Source organism: Mycobacterium kubicae, from assembly GCF_015689175.1.
Taxonomy (GTDB): Bacteria; Actinomycetota; Actinomycetes; order Mycobacteriales; family Mycobacteriaceae; genus Mycobacterium; species Mycobacterium kubicae.
The window spans coordinates 2187646-2203683 of sequence record NZ_CP065047.1; the positions used below are offsets into that span (position 1 = coordinate 2187646).

General features: G+C 68.0%; 15 protein-coding genes. 7 read left to right on the plus strand and 8 right to left on the minus strand.

The features are described from left to right. Nucleotides 1-4: 4 nt before the first annotated feature. Genes ypfJ through I2456_RS10520 form a run of 3 tightly spaced genes read right to left on the minus strand, consistent with a single transcriptional unit; the run spans nucleotide 5 to nucleotide 2343 of the window. Complete coding sequence (ypfJ, locus tag I2456_RS10510; protein ID WP_068031546.1) at nucleotides 5-886, minus strand: KPN_02809 family neutral zinc metallopeptidase; 882 nt, start codon at nucleotides 884-886, stop codon at nucleotides 5-7. Between the two features lie 45 nt (nucleotides 887-931). Continuing rightward, the gene (locus I2456_RS10515; RefSeq protein WP_085073018.1) at nucleotides 932-1435 is read right to left on the minus strand and encodes an SRPBCC family protein; all 504 of its coding nucleotides are present in this window, start codon (nucleotides 1433-1435) and stop codon (nucleotides 932-934) included. A 20-nt stretch (nucleotides 1436-1455) separates the two neighbouring features. Then, nucleotides 1456-2343: an oxidoreductase gene (locus tag I2456_RS10520; protein ID WP_186246632.1), complete on the minus strand. Its 888-nt coding sequence runs from the start codon at nucleotides 2341-2343 to the stop codon at nucleotides 1456-1458. Nucleotides 2344-2416: 73 nt separating this feature from the next. Here I2456_RS10520 and aspS point away from each other — a divergent pair, with 73 nt between their 5' ends. Genes aspS through I2456_RS10535 form a run of 3 tightly spaced genes read left to right on the plus strand, consistent with a single transcriptional unit; the run spans nucleotide 2417 to nucleotide 5757 of the window. Further along, entirely contained in the window at nucleotides 2417-4189 is a 1773-nt protein-coding gene (aspS, locus tag I2456_RS10525) for an aspartate--tRNA ligase (RefSeq protein WP_139823030.1), read from the plus strand. Nucleotides 4190-4195: 6 nt separating this feature from the next. Further along, nucleotides 4196-4639, plus strand: a complete 444-nt coding sequence (locus I2456_RS10530; protein ID WP_085073016.1) for a nitroreductase family deazaflavin-dependent oxidoreductase — start codon at nucleotides 4196-4198, stop codon at nucleotides 4637-4639. Between the two features lie 41 nt (nucleotides 4640-4680). Continuing rightward, a complete protein-coding gene (locus I2456_RS10535) occupies nucleotides 4681-5757 on the plus strand; it encodes an FUSC family protein (protein ID WP_085073029.1) in 1077 nt (358 codons plus the stop codon). Here the strand turns inward: I2456_RS10535 and I2456_RS10540 are convergent. Both I2456_RS10540 and I2456_RS10545 read right to left on the minus strand, forming a co-directional pair. Then, complete coding sequence (locus I2456_RS10540; protein WP_068031555.1) at nucleotides 5749-6138, minus strand: MmcQ/YjbR family DNA-binding protein; 390 nt, start codon at nucleotides 6136-6138, stop codon at nucleotides 5749-5751. The two genes, I2456_RS10535 and I2456_RS10540, sit on opposite strands and share 9 nt — an antisense overlap. A gap of 63 nt (nucleotides 6139-6201) precedes the next feature. Then, on the minus strand, nucleotides 6202-7449 hold the full coding sequence (locus I2456_RS10545; protein WP_085073015.1) for an esterase/lipase family protein: 1248 nt from the start codon (nucleotides 7447-7449) through the stop codon (nucleotides 6202-6204). 167 nt (nucleotides 7450-7616) lie between these two features. On the opposite strand from I2456_RS10545, the gene I2456_RS10550 reads away from it, so the two are divergent. Continuing rightward, the gene (locus I2456_RS10550) at nucleotides 7617-8540 is read left to right on the plus strand and encodes a transglutaminase family protein (RefSeq protein WP_139823032.1); all 924 of its coding nucleotides are present in this window, start codon (nucleotides 7617-7619) and stop codon (nucleotides 8538-8540) included. After that, a complete protein-coding gene (locus tag I2456_RS10555) occupies nucleotides 8533-9597 on the plus strand; it encodes a zinc-binding metallopeptidase family protein (RefSeq protein WP_068031560.1) in 1065 nt (354 codons plus the stop codon). Before I2456_RS10550 ends, I2456_RS10555 begins: the two co-directional genes overlap by 8 nt. A 4-nt stretch (nucleotides 9598-9601) precedes the next feature. Here the strand turns inward: I2456_RS10555 and I2456_RS10560 are convergent, their stop codons facing one another. Both I2456_RS10560 and I2456_RS10565 read right to left on the minus strand, forming a co-directional pair. Next, nucleotides 9602-12268: a circularly permuted type 2 ATP-grasp protein gene (locus tag I2456_RS10560; RefSeq protein ID WP_085073014.1), complete on the minus strand. Its 2667-nt coding sequence runs from the start codon at nucleotides 12266-12268 to the stop codon at nucleotides 9602-9604. Between the two features lie 146 nt (nucleotides 12269-12414). Continuing rightward, on the minus strand, nucleotides 12415-13491 hold the full coding sequence (locus I2456_RS10565) for a hypothetical protein (protein ID WP_085073013.1): 1077 nt from the start codon (nucleotides 13489-13491) through the stop codon (nucleotides 12415-12417). A 158-nt stretch (nucleotides 13492-13649) separates the two neighbouring features. Here I2456_RS10565 and I2456_RS10570 point away from each other — a divergent pair, with 158 nt between their 5' ends. Both I2456_RS10570 and I2456_RS10575 read left to right on the plus strand, forming a co-directional pair. Beyond that, a complete protein-coding gene (locus tag I2456_RS10570) occupies nucleotides 13650-15011 on the plus strand; it encodes a replication-associated recombination protein A (protein WP_085073012.1) in 1362 nt (453 codons plus the stop codon). After that, on the plus strand, nucleotides 15008-15343 hold the full coding sequence (locus I2456_RS10575; RefSeq protein ID WP_085073011.1) for a hypothetical protein: 336 nt from the start codon (nucleotides 15008-15010) through the stop codon (nucleotides 15341-15343). Before I2456_RS10570 ends, I2456_RS10575 begins: the two co-directional genes overlap by 4 nt. 14 nt (nucleotides 15344-15357) lie before the next feature. Here the strand turns inward: I2456_RS10575 and I2456_RS10580 are convergent, their stop codons facing one another. Further along, on the minus strand, nucleotides 15358-15981 hold the full coding sequence (locus tag I2456_RS10580; protein ID WP_085073010.1) for a hypothetical protein: 624 nt from the start codon (nucleotides 15979-15981) through the stop codon (nucleotides 15358-15360). Nucleotides 15982-16038 lie beyond the last annotated feature (57 nt).

Sequence of the window (16038 nt, forward strand, 5' to 3'; positions counted from 1 at the left end):
CCGTCTACCCGAGGTCGCTGGCGCTGAACGTGTCACATTTGTTGGGGTCACCGGTCTGGTAGCCGGTGGTAAACCACTTCTGGCGTTCCGCCGACGAGCCGTGCGTCCAGGACTCGGGGTTGGTGTGGCCGGTCGCCTGTTGCTGGATGCGGTCGTCGCCGACCGAGGCCGCGGCCGACAGCGCGTCTTGAATGTCCTTGTCGCTCAACGGTTGCAGATACGGCACACCGGTGCTCTCCTGCTTGACAGTCGAGGCATAGTGGGCCCACACCCCGGCGTAGCAGTCGGCTTGCAGCTCGGTGCGCACGCCGTTGCCGCCGGCGCCCTGCGCTCCCTGTTGGGCGCGACCGAGCACGCCCAGCAGGTTCTGCACGTGGTGGCCGTATTCGTGGGCCACCACATACTCTTCGGCCAAGGGCCCACCACTGGAACCGAATTGGGTGACCAGCACCTGGAAGAAGTCGGTGTCGAAGTAGGCGGTCTTGTCCACCGGGCAATAGAACGGGCCGACGTCGCTGCTGGCGGGTCCGCAGCCGGTGCTCACCTGCCCGCTGAACAGACGCATGTGCGGGCGGGTGTACCGGTTGGGCATCAACTGCTTCCACACCGCGTCGACGGAGTTGCCGGTGGCCACCACCCGGCACTGCACAAACCTGTTCGCGTCCGCTCCGGTCTTGCACTGGTTGAGGTCGAAGCCGGGTGCGACGTCGTCACGGGTGTTCAGCGGTTGCTGGCTGACGATGCCGCCAGGGTCGACTCCGAGGAACATGGCCACCACCACGATGAGCAATCCGCCCAGCCCGCCGCCCAGGGCCAACCGGCCGCCCCCACCACCTGAGGAGGACGCGGTGCTCGTGTCGATCTGCATGCCCTCGTTGAAAACCATCGCATCGCTCCCCGGGGTTCGGACCTAGCAGTCGGCGCAACCAGCCTATCGCCGGCTGCCGGTGGCGTATCGAGTGTCGGTATACCTCCGCAGGTTCGCCAGAAAACGTCGCTGCCCTCGCTGCAGCAAAGGACGGGCCAGAAACATCCCCAGTCCGGCGGGACCGGCAGGCTGCTGAGCCATGGTCCAGGTCAGCCGGCAGCCGCCCGGCTGCGCCTGCACCCGGTACTCCTCGGCGAACGCCCTCACGGCTCGGGTGGAGCACTCATTGAACCGAAAAGCCATGCGGGTAAATGGCTCCCAGACCAGGAACTCCTCGTCACCGACCAGGCCGCCGCGCATGTGGACGGTGCGGGTGGTGCCGACGCCATAAGGCTGGGGACTGGTCCAAGTCACTTTGGTGATCACCGGCGCCCACTGCGGCCACGACTCGGCGTCGGAAAGCACCTCGAACAACTGCTTAGGGGTGATGGCCAGATCGACGCTGCTGTGAAAGACATATGGCGCCGTCTCGAGGAAGCTCAGGTCGACCCGCTGGCAGGAGTGCATGCTCGCGAGCGTAACGCCGGCTATCCCGGCCCGTCGCTGGCCGCGGCCAGCAGCGGCACCACCACGTCGCTGATCGGGGTGGGTAGCCCGTGGGCACGGGCCTTGCGGATGATCACCCCGTTGCGCAGGTCCCACTCCAGCCGGCGGTGAGCTTCCCGGTCGGCCAGCATCGAGGTCGGCATGTCTTCCGGCGCGGACCGGAACAGGTTCACCAATTCCTCGACCACGCCCTCGTCGAGGCGGGCGCCGTCGGCGCGCGCCACCGACAGGCATTCCGCGAGATAGCGGCGGGACAACGCGGCGACGTCGTCGCGGCGGAACATGCCCGATCGCCGCCCGGAGAGCACCATGAAACCGGCCAGCGCGTTGAGCAACAGCTTGCGCCAGGCGGCGGTGATGAAGTCGGGGTCGCAGTCGGCCCGGCATCCCGCGCTGCGCAGCAGTTGGGCAAGCGACTCCGCGGCGGGTCCGGTGGGCAGCACCAGCGCCGCTTCGCCACGCAACCGCACCCAGCCGCCCGGCATGGTCTCGGCCGAAAACCACACCAGGCCGGGAACCACCGCCGACGAAGGGCACAGCGGCGCGACCTGCTCGACCTGCTCGATGCCGTTCTGCAGCACCGCCACGACGGTGTGCTCGTCGCAGAGCCGGGTCAGCCAGGCACGGGCCTGCTCGTTCTGCGTCGCCTTCACCGCCAGGATCACCACGTCGACCCCTGCGGTGACGTCGGCGGGATCGGTGTGCACCGGCCCGGGCACCAAGATCGGGTCCGCGTCGTCGGGCCGCAGTTCGATGCCGTCGCGGCCGGTGCGCCCGCACAACAGCACCGGATGTCCGGCCCGGTGCAACAGCGCCGCGACCGTCGTACCGACGGCGCCGGGTCCGACGAGCGCGATGTTTTCCGTGATAGGCCCAACGTACCGGGCGGATCGGGCAATCCGACCGGCCCTCTAGACTGAGCAGTCATCCAACCGAAGGGAAGTGTTCGTGCTGCGCAGCCACGCCGCTGGTTCATTACGGGAGGGCGACGCCGGGCAGCAGGTCACTTTGGCCGGCTGGGTGGCGCGCCGCCGCGACCATGGCGGTGTCATCTTCATCGATCTGCGTGACGCGTCGGGCGTGGCCCAGGTGGTGTTCCGCGAGGCCGACGTGCTGGCCCAGGCCCACCGGCTGCGCTCGGAGTTCTGCGTCGCCGTCTCCGGTGTCGTCGAAGTGCGTCCAGAAGGCAACGCCAACCCCGAGATCGCCACCGGTGACATCGAGGTCAACGCCAGGACCCTGACCGTGCTCGGCGAAAGTGCGCCGCTGCCTTTCCAATTGGACGAGCCGGCGGGGGAGGAGCTGCGGCTCAAGTACCGCTACCTCGACCTGCGCCGCGACGGCCCGGCCGTGGCAATTCGGTTGCGGTCCAGGGTGAATGCCGCGGCCCGTGCGGTCCTGGCGCGTCATCAGTTCGTCGAGATCGAGACGCCGACCATCACCCGTTCGACGCCGGAAGGGGCACGCGACTTCCTGGTCCCGGCGCGGTTGCATCCGGGCTCCTTCTACGCCCTGCCGCAAAGCCCGCAGCTGTTCAAGCAGCTGCTGATGGTGGCCGGGATGGAGCGGTACTACCAGATCGCCCGCTGCTATCGGGACGAGGATTTCCGCGCCGACCGGCAGCCGGAGTTCACCCAGCTCGACATGGAGATGAGCTTCATCGACGCCGAGGACATCATCGGCATCTCGGAGGAGATTCTCACCGCGCTGTGGGCGCTGATCGGCTACGAGATCCCGACCCCGATCGCGCGGATGAGTTACGCCGAGGCCATGCGCCGCTTCGGCTCCGACAAGCCCGATCTGCGGTTCGGGCTGGAGCTGGTGGAGTGCACGGAGTTCTTCTCCGACACCACGTTTCGTGTCTTCCAGGCCCCGTATGTCGGTGCGGTCGTCATGCCGGGCGGGGCTTCGCAGCCGCGCCGCACGCTCGACGGCTGGCAGGAGTGGGCCAAACAACGCGGGCACCGCGGCCTGGCCTATGTACTGGTCGGCGAGGACGGCACCCTGGCTGGCCCGGTCGCCAAGAACCTGTCCGACGCCGAACGCGACGGCCTGGCCGCCCATGTCGGGGCCAACCCGGGCGACTGCATCTTCTTCTCGGCTGGGCCGGTGCGCTCCTCGCGCGCTCTGCTCGGCGCGGCCCGGATCGAAATCGCGCACCGGCTCGATCTGATCGACCCCGACGAGTGGGCCTTCGTGTGGATCGTGGATCCGCCGTTGTTCGAGCCTGCCGACGAGGCCACGGCCGCCGGGGACGTGGCGGTGGGGTCCGGCGCATGGACGGCGGTGCACCACGCCTTCACCTCACCGAAGACGCAGTGGCAGGACCGCATCGAATCCGACCCGGGCGCGGTGTTGGCCGACGCCTACGACATCGTCTGCAACGGCAACGAGATCGGCGGCGGATCGATCCGTATTCACCGCCGCGACATCCAGGAGCGCGTCTTCAAAGTCATGGGTCTGGACCAAGCCGAAGCGGAAGAGAAGTTCGGATTCCTGTTGGAGGCGTTCACCTTTGGTGCGCCCCCGCACGGCGGGATCGCCTTCGGCTGGGACCGCATCAACGCGTTGCTGTCTCGGGTCGACTCGATCCGCGAGGTAATCGCATTCCCCAAGACCGGCGGCGGTGTCGACCCGCTGACCGATGCGCCGGCGCCGATCACCGCCCAGCAACGCAAGGAATCCGGAATAGACGCCAAACCGAAGCAGGTTTGACCGGTCATGACACAAGAGATTCCAGACGCCGAAACGGTCAAGGCGTTCAATGCCGGCATTGTCGAGGAATTCCGGGCCAACGGCGGCAAGGTCGGCGGCCAGTTCGCCGAATCGGACCTCCTGCTGCTCACCACCACCGGCGCCAAGTCCGGCGAGCAGCGCACCTCACCGCTGGCCTACCTGACCATCGACGGCAAGCTGATCATCGTCGGGTCCTTCGCCGGTGCCCCGGTAAATCCGGCCTGGGTGCACAACCTGCGGGCCAACCCCCAGGCGCACGTGGAAGTGGGCACCGAGTCGTTCGACGTGACCGCCCACGAACTGCCACCCGCCGAGCGCGACGAGATTTTCGCCAAGGTCGCCGCGGCCGCGCCCGGCTTCGCCGAGTACCAGAACAAGACCAGCCGGGTCATCCCGCTGTTCGAGTTGCAGCGCTCCCCAGCGCGCTGACCGGTTCGCGCTGCGGCGCGGGTGTGCGGTATTCAAGCCTGATGACCGCTTCGCTGTTGAGCACCGCTGTCGACGGCACGCTGGCGGCCGTCGGGCGGCTGCGCGGACTGTGGTTCACGCTCACCCAGACGTCGGTGGCCGCGGGCCTGGCCTGGCTGATCGCGCACGACCTGCTCAAACATCCGCAGCCGTTTTTTGCGCCCGTCGCCGCGGCGGTGTGCCTGTCGGCCAGCAACGTGCTGCGCGGGATCCGCGCCATCCAGATGATGATCGGCGTGGCGTTGGGCATCGGCATCGGCGCTCTGGTGCAGGGGCCGCTGGGTACCGGCTCGGTCGCGGTCGGTGTCGCGGTGTTCATCGCGCTGAGCACGGCGGTGTCGATCGGGCACGGCTTCATCGCGCAAGGCTTGATGTTCGTCAACCAGACGGCGGTGTCAGCGATCCTGGTGCTGGCCCTGCCGCACAACGGCATCGTCGGCGAGCGCCTCTTCGACTCGCTGATCGGCGGCAGCCTGGCCCTGGTGTTCAGCATCCTGCTCTTCCCGGCCAATCCTTTCGCGGTGCTGCACTCTGCGCGCGACAGCGTGCTGGCGGGCTTGCATGACGTGCTGGCGCGGACCGCCCAGATCGCGGACGGCGCAACGACGGCCCCGCGGGACTGGCCCTCTTCGGCGATCGATCGGGTGCACGAGCAACTGGGTGGCCTGATCCAAGCCCGCACCACCGCCCGCCAGGTCGTGCGGGTGGCGCCGCGACGGTGGTCAGCGCGCGGGACCTTCTCCGCAGCCGACCAGCAAGCCGCCCGGGTGGCGATGTTCGCCGTGTCGGTCGTTCATCTGGCTCGGGCCGTCGGGCCGGCGCTGGACGCCTGCGGTTCCCTGCCGCGGCCGGTGCACGCCGCGCTGACGGAGTTGGTTGCCGGAACGCAAGTCGCCGACAGCGATCCGGCGACCGCCGCCGCGCACGCCGCCAGGGCGCGCAGCCACGCCGACGAGTTCGCTTCGATCGCGCAGCGCAGAACGGAGGTGTTGCTCGCCGATGCCGTCGCGGCCTGCGTCGACGACCTGCACCGGGTGGTCGTCATGGCGGATAAAGCGGCCCGACCGGCGTCAGGGTGAGCCGGCGAGGAACTCTTTGACCAGCTTCTTCGGCGCCTGAGTCAACCACGCCTCGGTAAGCAGCTCTTCCAAGGCGATGACGTCGATCTCGGCCAGCTTGACCAGAACCGCCGGATAGCCGTCGAAGTGGGGCGTGGTGAAGTAGACCTCGGGTTCGTCGGCGACCAAGGCGAACTTGACGCCCTCGTCGGACACCCGCACACCGAGAATGTCGCCTGCCGGCGGTGCTACGCCGGCTTGGGCCATCGCCTCGCGGTCCGACTTGCGCAGCGGGCGTTCCCACGCCATCAACTTTTTGCCGACCCGCCACTCATGCGGTGCCTGCTCGGTGGTCAGCGGCAGCTCACCGACGATGCGGGCGACGTCGTCCCAGGTGGCCACGACTCGATTGTGCGCCCGACGCGCGCCGCCGCGACAGGTTTTCGGTGCCGATTACCGCATTTGCTAACCCGCGGACTCCGTGTTCGCCGTCAGCGCCGGCTGACCCAGCCATTCCAGCAGCTTCTCGTAGATCGCCTGGTGATTGAGCAGATCGAAGTGGTTCAGACCGGTCAAGGTCAGCCCGTGCGCCGCCTCGAACGGAATCCGGCGCGACCGGCCGCGCCCGGACGCGCTGTTCGGGCGCACCAGGCTGTCGCCGAACAGTAAGCCGAGCGCGCGCGGCGCGGCCGAGGTGGCGACGAAGTGGTAGACGGCGTCGGGCAGGAAGGGCACCTCGTGGCAACGGTCGCGCAGGAACTCGTCGGGGTCGCAGTCCCGCCAGTCCTCGTGCAGCAGGGAGCCGTAGCGCAGGTCCTTCACCCCAGCGCTGCGGGCGTTGAGGAAGGCGGCCAGGCCGCGGGTCTCGGGTAGCTTGGCCAGCGCCCAGGAAGCGGCGTTGACGCCTTTTTCCAGGTCGGCGCCCAGATGCGGGGAGCCGAGGCACACGACATGGCGAACGGCTTTGGTCCAGTCGTGCTTGTGCTCCATCCCGTAGTGGCAGGCGCTGCGCGAGACCAACCCGCCCATCGAGTGGCCGACCAGCACGGTGTCCTCCACCGGTGTGGGCCAGAGCTCCTGCAGTTGGTGCAGCAGATCGGCCAGCGCCTGCCCGTTTTCCGAGATGTGCCAGCCGGTGTTGTACCGAAGGTAGACGGGGGTGAAGCCGAGGTCCTTGCGCAGCCGTTTGCCGTAGGGGCGCAGCGTTTCTCCGGTGCGCGGCGGACGCCACCAGGACCGTTCGGTCATGCACCAACCGTGCACGAAGACCACTATCCGGCCGGTGGCGCGCGGGAAAGCAGCCGCGATGGCGTCGGCGGTCAGGTCGACGGGCTTGCCCTTGCGGCGGATCTGCATCGTCAGCGCGAAGCCGTTGTTCCGGTTGGTCAACTCGTCACCGTAGATGCCGTTGACTGCCGCGATCGCGCCGGCGATCCGGGGACGTGCCTGCACCGTGTCGTCGTCCTCGTTGCTCAACGTCTCCGCGGCCAACGCGCCGACGCCATGTAGCGATCCGCGGACGGCGCCGTCGACCAGGCGGTAGGTCAGGGCAGCGGTGGTGTCGTGAATCACCTGTACCGGCTTGGACGCCGGCCCGATGGAGTCGAAGACGCGGCTGGCGATCCCGTGGTGCACGTCGCGGACCAACGTGGTCAGCACCCGGGTGCCTTCACCGGCAAGGTCGGCCAGTGACCGGATTTCCTGTCGCTGCACGAGCCAGCTCCTCTCAGTTGGGCCCACTGGACGTAAGGTTCCCATTTTCCCGCGGCGGCTCACTTGTCACCCGTCATGGCGACCCGCCGTGTGGTGTGATCAGGTCGAGTAGCGCCGCGGCGGCGTCAGGCAAGGAGATTGGGTTGTCGCAAGCTCCGTTCGAAGATCTGGATGATTGGCCGGGCTCTCAGCGTTACAGAGTCACGCACCGCACCGAATATCGCTACTCCGACGTCGTCACCAGCTCCTATGGCCGTGGCTTCCTCACGCCACGCGACTCCCAGCGGCAGCGGTGTGTCGCCCACCAACTGACCATCGAACCCACCCCCGCGGACAGCTCCACCAGCCGCGACGGCTACGGCAACATCAGCTCCTACTTTCATGTCACCGAACCGCACCGCACCTTGAAGATCATCAGCGACTCCATCGTCGACGTGTTGCCGCCGGTTTCCGGGCTGTACAGCAGCGGACCGGCGCTGCAGCCGTGGGAGGCCGCCCGGCCCACCGGCCGGCAGGGGGCGTTGGCGGTCGACTTCACCCTGGACCTCGATCCGCCGGAGATCACCGACGCCGTGCGGGACTATGCCGCGCCGAGCTTCGCGGCCGGGCGCCCGCTGGTGGAGGTGTTGCGCGACCTCGCGTTTCGGATCCACACCGACTTCGCCTATCGCTCCGGGTCGACGGCCATTTCGACCCGCGTCAACGAGGTTCTGGCCGCCCGAGAAGGGGTATGTCAAGACTTCGCGAGGCTGGCGATCGCCTGCCTGCGTGCCAACGGTCTGGCGGCGTGCTACGTCTCGGGCTATCTGGCAACGGACCCACCGCCGGGGAAGGACCGGATGATCGGAATCGACGCTACCCATGCCTGGGCTTCGGTCTGGACTCCGCAGCAACCCGGTCAATTCGAGTGGCTGGGGCTGGATCCCACCAATGATCAGATGGTCGACCAGCGCTACATCGTCGTCGGCCGCGGCCGGGACTATGCGGACGTGCCGCCGCTGCGCGGGATCATCTACACCAATTCACAAAACAGCGTGATCGACGTCGCGGTCGATGTCGTGCCTTTTGAAGGGGATGTGTTGTATGCGTGACTTTCACTGCCCGAACTGCGGGCAGCGTCTGACGTTCGAGAATTCGGAGTGTCTGTCGTGTGGCAGCTCGCTGGGCTTCTCGCTCGAGCAGATGGCTCTGTTGGTGATCGCCAACCGCGACGACAGCGACCATGCCGGCGCGGTGGCCGAGGACGAATACCAGCTGTGCGCCAATCTGTATCTGGCCGAATGCAATTGGCTGGTGCCCAAAGGGCAGCCCGGCGGGTTGTGCGTGTCCTGCGCGCTGACCGTGGAGCGGCCCAACGACGCCGACACGGTCGGTCTGGCGGAGTTCGCCCGCGCCGAGGCGGCCAAGCGACGACTGATCGCCGAGTTGCACGAGTTGAAGCTGCCGATCATCGGACGCAATGAAGACCCGGACTACGGGTTGGCGTTTCGGCTGTTGTCCAGCGCTCACGAGACGGTGATGACGGGCCATGAAAACGGCGTCATCACACTGGATTTGGCCGAAGGCGACGACGTGCACCGCGAGCAACTGCGGGTGGAGATGGACGAGCCGTATCGCACCCTGCTCGGCCACTTCCGTCATGAGATCGGCCACTATTACTACTACCGCCTGGTCAGCCCGTCGAGTGAGTATGTGGCCCGGTTCAACGAATTGTTCGGCGATCACGAGTCCGACTACCAGAAGGCGCTGGACCGTCACTACAGCGAAGGTCCACCCGAGGGCTGGCAGCAGAACTTTGTCTCGTCGTATGCCACGATGCATCCGGCCGAAGACTGGGCGGAAACCTTCGCCCACTACCTGCACATCCGCGACGCGCTGGACACCTCCGCCTGGTGTGGGCTGGCGCCGGCGTCGGCCACTTTCGACCGGCCGCTGTTGGGGCCCAGCGCCTTTCAGACCATCATCGACCTGTGGCTGCCGCTGTCCTGGTCGCTGAACATGGTGAACCGCTCGATGGGTCATGACGACCTGTATCCGTTCGTGTTACCGACCGCGGTGCTGGAGAAGATGCAGTTCATCTACACCGTCATCGACGAGGTCACCTCGCAGGCACGCGGCCCGGCCGCCCCGAATGCCGCGGCGAGCTAGGCGGTCAGGTCGGCGTCACCTGTCGTTCCTCGGGGCCCCACAGCGGCTGCATGCCGCTGGGCAGCGCCAGCTGCGTGGCGGTGATGACCTCGGCCAGGTCGCGCAGCGCGTTGTGGATCCCGGTGAGTAGCTCCGCCAACTGCGCCCGCTGGCCGTCCGCGCTGACCTGTTCGAGTTCGGCGGGGTCGAACCGGCGCAGCCAGGTGCTGATCTCTTCGGCCAGCCGCTCCGGGCGCGAGGATCCCGACGAGCCGGGCAGGCTGCGCAGGTCGGCGCGCAGCCGCTCCAGTTGGTACACCAGCGACCGCGGGTTTTGCGCGTCGAAGAGCATCAGTTCGGTGACCGCCGCGACACTGACCATGCCCAGGGTGCGGCGGCGGTAGATCACCGACGACTCGCAGGCCACCAGCGTGGACTCGGTGATGGATTGCTCGGCGGCGCTGCTGCGCACCGTGGTCAGGGTGTCGCGCAGCAACGCGGTCAGCCACAGCCCACGTTCGACGCGTTTGCCGATGTCCATCATCGTCCAGCCGACGTCTTGCACCATCGACTCGCTGGCCACCCCCGCCAACGTCAGCATTCCGGCCAGCGTCTGAAATTGGGCCGAAGCGAGCAGGGCGTCGGCCTCGCCGAGCGACTCGGGCGGATCAGGCTGGTGCGCCAGCGCGCGTTCCACGCCGGCCAGCACCATCCAGGTGTCGTTGGACAGCTGGTCACGCACCGCCCGCGCGGCCAGCGCCAGCCCCTCCACCGACTGGGCGAGCGAGCCCGGCCGGTCCGGATCCACCGTCATCGACCACAGGGTCGACGGGACGACGGCGATCATGTCGGCATGGTCGTGTTCGACGCCCAGGTCGGTTCCGGTGATGCGGCCCAACGCGTACATCAGCACCGGCACACACTCGCTGTCCTCGGCGTCCGGATGATGCCGGAACACGTGGTAGCGCTCGCGGGTGATGTTCAGCAGGCGGGCCATGTTCTCCGCGCGCTCGCCGTATCGTCCCATCCAGAACAGGTCGGACAGCACCCGCGGCGAGCTGACGCCTGACGTGCCGACTCCGGTTTTCACCGGCAGCCCCACCGCCGGCAGCGTCACCGTCTCCACTATCGCCCGTTCCGTCGGGCGTACCCAAACATCTTTGGCGGCAATGGTATTCAACGTGTAAGCGGCGGGACCCGGGGCCAGGACATAGCCCAGGCCGCCGATCATCGGGGCGTATCCGCCGCGTTGTGCCACGGTGAACAACCGCATGCCGACCCCGGCCGCGGACAGCACGCCGCCATGATCGGTGGGGGCCGAGGAGAAGGCAGGCAGTTCCTGACCTACCCACTGCCACGGCTGCGCCTCGATCCGAGCCGCCACCTCGGCGAGCTGAGCCGACGAAAGCGCCGGTCCGACCAGGGTTTCCCCACCGACGGTGGGCTTGAGCAGTAGCGAGGACAGGTTGGCCAGCACATGGGAACGCTCGCTGGGGATGCCGGCCCAATAGACCGGGGCGGTGGGCAGCAGCGGATCTTCACCCAGCAAGCGTCCGGCGAGATCGGGCAGAAACCGAAGCAGCCCAGGGCTTTCCAGGATGCCGCTGCCCAGCGTATTGACCACGGTCACCGTGCCGCGGTGTTGTGCCTCCACCAAACCGACCACCCCGAGGCGCGAATCGGCCCGCAAATCCAGCGGATCGGCATAGGTGGCGTCGACGCGGCGCAGCACGACGTCCACCCGCTTGAGCGTGCCCAGCGAGCGCATCCACAACTTGCCGTCGCGCACCACCAAGTCCGCGCTTTCTACCAGCGGGAAGCCCAGCAGCGACGCCAGATACGCCTGATCGAAAGCCGTTTCGGAGAAGATGCCGGGGCTGAGCACCACGACGACGGGATCCTGCGCGACATCGGGTGCCGCGTCGATCAGCGCCAGTCGCAACGCTTGAGCGAACGGCGAATTGGGGCGCGGGCCGATCCGCTCGTACAGGTCTGGCACCGCGTGTGCGATGACCCTCCGGTCGGCCAGCGCATATCCCGCACCCGACGGCGCCTGGGTCCAGTCGGCGTTGACCTGAAAGCTGCCGCCGGGCAGTCGGCTGACGTCGCAGGCGTGCAGGAACAACTGGTGGTGGCCGGGCACCTGGATGCCATTGACGGCGCGCACGTAGCCGGGATGGGCGAACACCAGTTGCGGGGGCAGCAAACCTTCCAGCAGCAACTGGCGCGGTCCGTACAGGTCGGCGAGCACGGCGTCGAGAAGCCGGGACCGCTGCACCAATCCGGCCTCGAGCACATCCCAGTCGCCCGCGGACAGGACGACCGGCAGGGTGTCCAGACTCCACGGCCGCGGTTCCAGGCCGTGACCGGGTCCGTCGCGCTGGGGCGCGACCTCGGTGTAGGTGATGCCGTCGTGGTCGATCAGCCCGTCCACCACCGAGCGCAGCAGATCCAATCCGGAGCGGCCGCGGTCGGCGATCGCATCGGCGACCTCGGCCCAGGCCGGCCGCACGTGACCTTCGGCGTCGACGAACTCGTCGTAGTTCGTGCCCGGGCCCACGGTGCCGGTGGGCCGCAGGTCGAACAGCGCTTCCTGAGCGCGGGCGCTGCGGTATCCGGCCAGCAGGTGGTCGGCGTCGTAGCTATCCGCCCCGGCGGCGGAGGTGCCGATTGCGGTGTGCGCGGGCACCATCAGCGCTACTTCGTGCCCACGCGTCGCAGCTCAGCGCGCTCGCTGCCCGGGCGCACGCCGTGCGGGCCTTGCGACCGACTCCTCATAACCGCTGATCCCATCACATGATTCAGCGGTGTGCAGCACACCGAGCGCCGGCGCGCAGACTAGGCGAACTGCCCGCCCTGCGCAGGGCCGGACGGGTAACCGCCGGGGGCGCCCTGCTGTTGGTTCGGGTCGACGACCTGGCCGCCGGTCAGCTTGCGGTAGGTGTAGGTCTGCACCAGTGAGGCGACCGGAATGCCCGCCAGCAGGCCGACGTAGCACAGCAGTTGGCCGATCAGCACCGCTGCGTACTGCACCAACCACGACAACAAGCTGCTGCCGACGTTGGCCCTGACCGTCGCGATGCTCGACTTGATCGAATCGACCGGCGAGGTGCGTTTGTCGATGGCGAACAGAATGGCGAACTGGGCCAGGAAGGCGAAGATCAGGCCGGGGATGATGCACAGCACGTAGCCGATGGCGACACCGACGAGCGAGAGCAGCGCGGTGACGATCACCGAGCCCACATTGCGCGGCTTGAAGAAGGTGCCGATGCTCACCGGTCTGCCGTCGGCGATGTCGAGGCTGGCTGTGGCGAGTCCGGCCTGCATGTACAGCGCCAGGAAAGCCAGGGCCAGGGAGCCGAGGAACAAGACGATGCCGCCGGCGGGGGTGAGACTGGAGTTCACCGCTTCACTGGTGCCGCCGTATTCGTTCGTGTAGCTCGTGGTGGTGGTGTCCGACAGGCCGAAGCCCAGCCCGAACGTCACACCGCCGAGGATGCCCAGCCCCACGATGTAGAGCAGTACCGGGACCACGAACGTGGCGATGTTCTGGGTGAACCGGTTCCAGGCCCAGCTGACCGCATCGCCCACACTGAACGGCTGCTGGCTGCCGTAGCCCGGTTGCGGGTAGCCGCCGGACGGCCCACCGCCGGGTTGGCCGCCGTATTCGCCATAGCCGGGTGGCGGGGGCGGCGGGGGACTGTAGCCCGGAGGCGAGTAGCCGCCTTGCGGCTGGCCGTACCCAGATTGCTGTGGGGGAGCGCCGTAACTGGGCGGTTGTGCACCGTATCCGGGCGGTGGTGGTGGCGGGGCGCCGTAACCGGGAGGCGGGGGCGGCGGGTAGCCCGAAGGGCTGTGACTTCCGCCCTGGGGATCTGCCGAATGATGACCTGGATACTCTGGTGGCTGGCTCATTGCCCCGTCCTAATTTGCTTGTAGTTCGGTAGGCGCGCGGAACTTAGCAATGCGGAACTTAGCAAATAAGCGTCCGCGACGCCCGCATTGCGCTCGTCTGATTTTTGAGCGCGTCCGCGTGTCGGCTGCCTCGACGCCCGGCGTGGTATGCCTGAACCGTGTCCGATGGTCTGTTCGACCTGCCCGGCGCACCGGCGGGAGCCGATGACGGCGCTCGCCCAGGCCTGGGCGTATCGGCCGGCGCGCCGCTGGCGGTGCGGATGCGCCCGGCGACCCTGGACGAGGTGGTGGGCCAGGACCACCTGCTGGCGGCCGGGTCGCCCCTGCGTCGCCTGGTCGAGGGTTCGGGCGTCGCGTCGGCCATTTTGTACGGACCGCCGGGCAGCGGGAAGACAACATTGGCGGCGCTCGTCTCGCACGCCACCGGTCGCCGGTTCGAGGCGCTGTCGGCGTTGTCGGCCGGGGTGAAGGACGTCCGGGCCGTGATCGACGGGGCGCGACGAGCGCTGCTGCATGGTGAGCAGACCGTGCTGTTCATCGACGAGGTGCACCGGTTCTCCAAAACCCAGCAGGACGCGCTGTTGTCCGCGGTGGAAAACCGGGTGGTGCTGCTGGTGGCCGCCACGACGGAGAACCCGTCGTTCTCGGTGGTGGCGCCGCTGTTGTCGCGGTCGCTCATCCTGCAGTTGCGGCCGCTGACGGCCGACGACATCCGCACGGTGGTGCACCGGGCGATCGAGGATGAACGGGGCCTGGGTGGGCGGGTCGAAGTGACGCCCGACGCGATCGACGTGCTGGTGCAGTTGGCCGCCGGCGACGCCCGCCGTGCGCTGACCGCGCTGGAGGTCGCCGCCGAGGCGGCCCAAGCGGCCGGCCAACCGGTCACCGTCGAAACCATCGAGCAGTCCCTGAACAAGGCCGCCGTCCGCTACGACCGCGACGGCGACCAGCACTACGACGTCATCAGCGCGTTCATCAAGTCGGTGCGCGGATCCGACGTCGACGCCGCGCTGCACTACCTGGCGCGCATGTTGATCGCCGGTGAGGACCCGCGCTTCGTCGCGCGCCGGCTGATGATTCTGGCCAGCGAGGACATCGGCATGGCCGACTCGACCGCGTTGCAGGTCGCCGTCGCGGCCGCGCAGACGGTGGCGCTGATCGGTATGCCCGAAGCCCAGCTGACGCTGGCGCATGCCACCATCTATCTGGCCACCGCGCCGAAGTCCAACGCCGTCACCACCGCGCTGGGCGCGGCAATGAACGACATCAAGTCCGGCAAGGCCGGCCTGGTACCGGCCCATCTGCGTGACGGGCACTATTCGGGTGCGGCGGGCCTGGGCCACGCGCAGGGCTACAAATATTCCCACGACGACCCCGACGGCGTTGTGGCACAACAATATCCGCCGGACGAGCTGGTCGGGGTGGACTACTACCGGCCCACCGGCCGCGGCGCCGAGCGCGAGCTTGTCGGTCGCCTGGACCGGCTGCGCGCGATCATCCGCAAGAGGGGACGGGCATGAAGACGTTCACCGACGAGGAGATGGGTCGGCTACTGCCCACCGCGAAGGCCTACAGCGTCGCGATCCTCAAGCAGGGGCCCAACTTCGGTGATGACACCACGCCCGCAGTCGTGTGGGAGCACGGCCGCCGCAACTTCGGCCTGCGCGACGACGGCGTGCTCGCGGTGGTGCTGCCGGTCACCGACGGATCCGACTTGTGCGGCATCGGGGTGTTCGCCGCGACGGTGGAGGAGACCATCGCGATCATGAACGCCGACCCCGGGGTGGTGGCCGGAGTGTTCACCTACCAGGTGCACCCTTGCCTCGGCTTCCCCGGCGACGCGCTGCCCTGAATGCAGGCGACCGCCTAGACCAGCTCCGGCACCCGCAGGTGGGCGATCGCCAGCTCGAACTCGGCCACATCCAAAACCTCGGCGCCCAGATCCCGCACCCGCCGGCTGCGCAGCTCCGAGGCCCGGTCGCGGTTGCGGGCCATCGCGTCCATGCTGTCGAACGTCGAGCACGACACCGCCCGTCGGCAGGCCGGGTGATCGACCATCAGGCTGGCGCTGCAGAACCCTTCGAGCTGCTCCATCTCCGGCAGCACGGCGGTGCGGTAGAAGTCCAGGGAGCGGTTGAGCTGGTCGGGCACTACTTTCAGCCAGGTGGCGCGCACGCATGCACCTTCCCGCGACCGATGATCACGGTGCACCGAGGCGATCTCCCACTCTTCGACTCGCAGGCTGCCGTCGAACATCAGTCCGGCACGGTCGCGGATGGGCGCCACCTGCTCGGCGCTGGCGCGCATCGCTTCCAAGGTGTGCCATGCGCTGGTCGCTATGCAGGTGCCGTTTTGCCGGTCGACCAATAGCGATACCCCGACACATCCGTCGATCTCCTGCAGCGCGGGCATCACGACATCGCGGACATGCGCGATGCCGATGTCGACCGACAAGGGTTGCGCCTGGATGGTGGTGGATCGTGCGTACACGTTGGCTCCCTTAACCGTCGGGGCAGCGCCCCGGCGGCGCCACCGGTCCCACCAGAT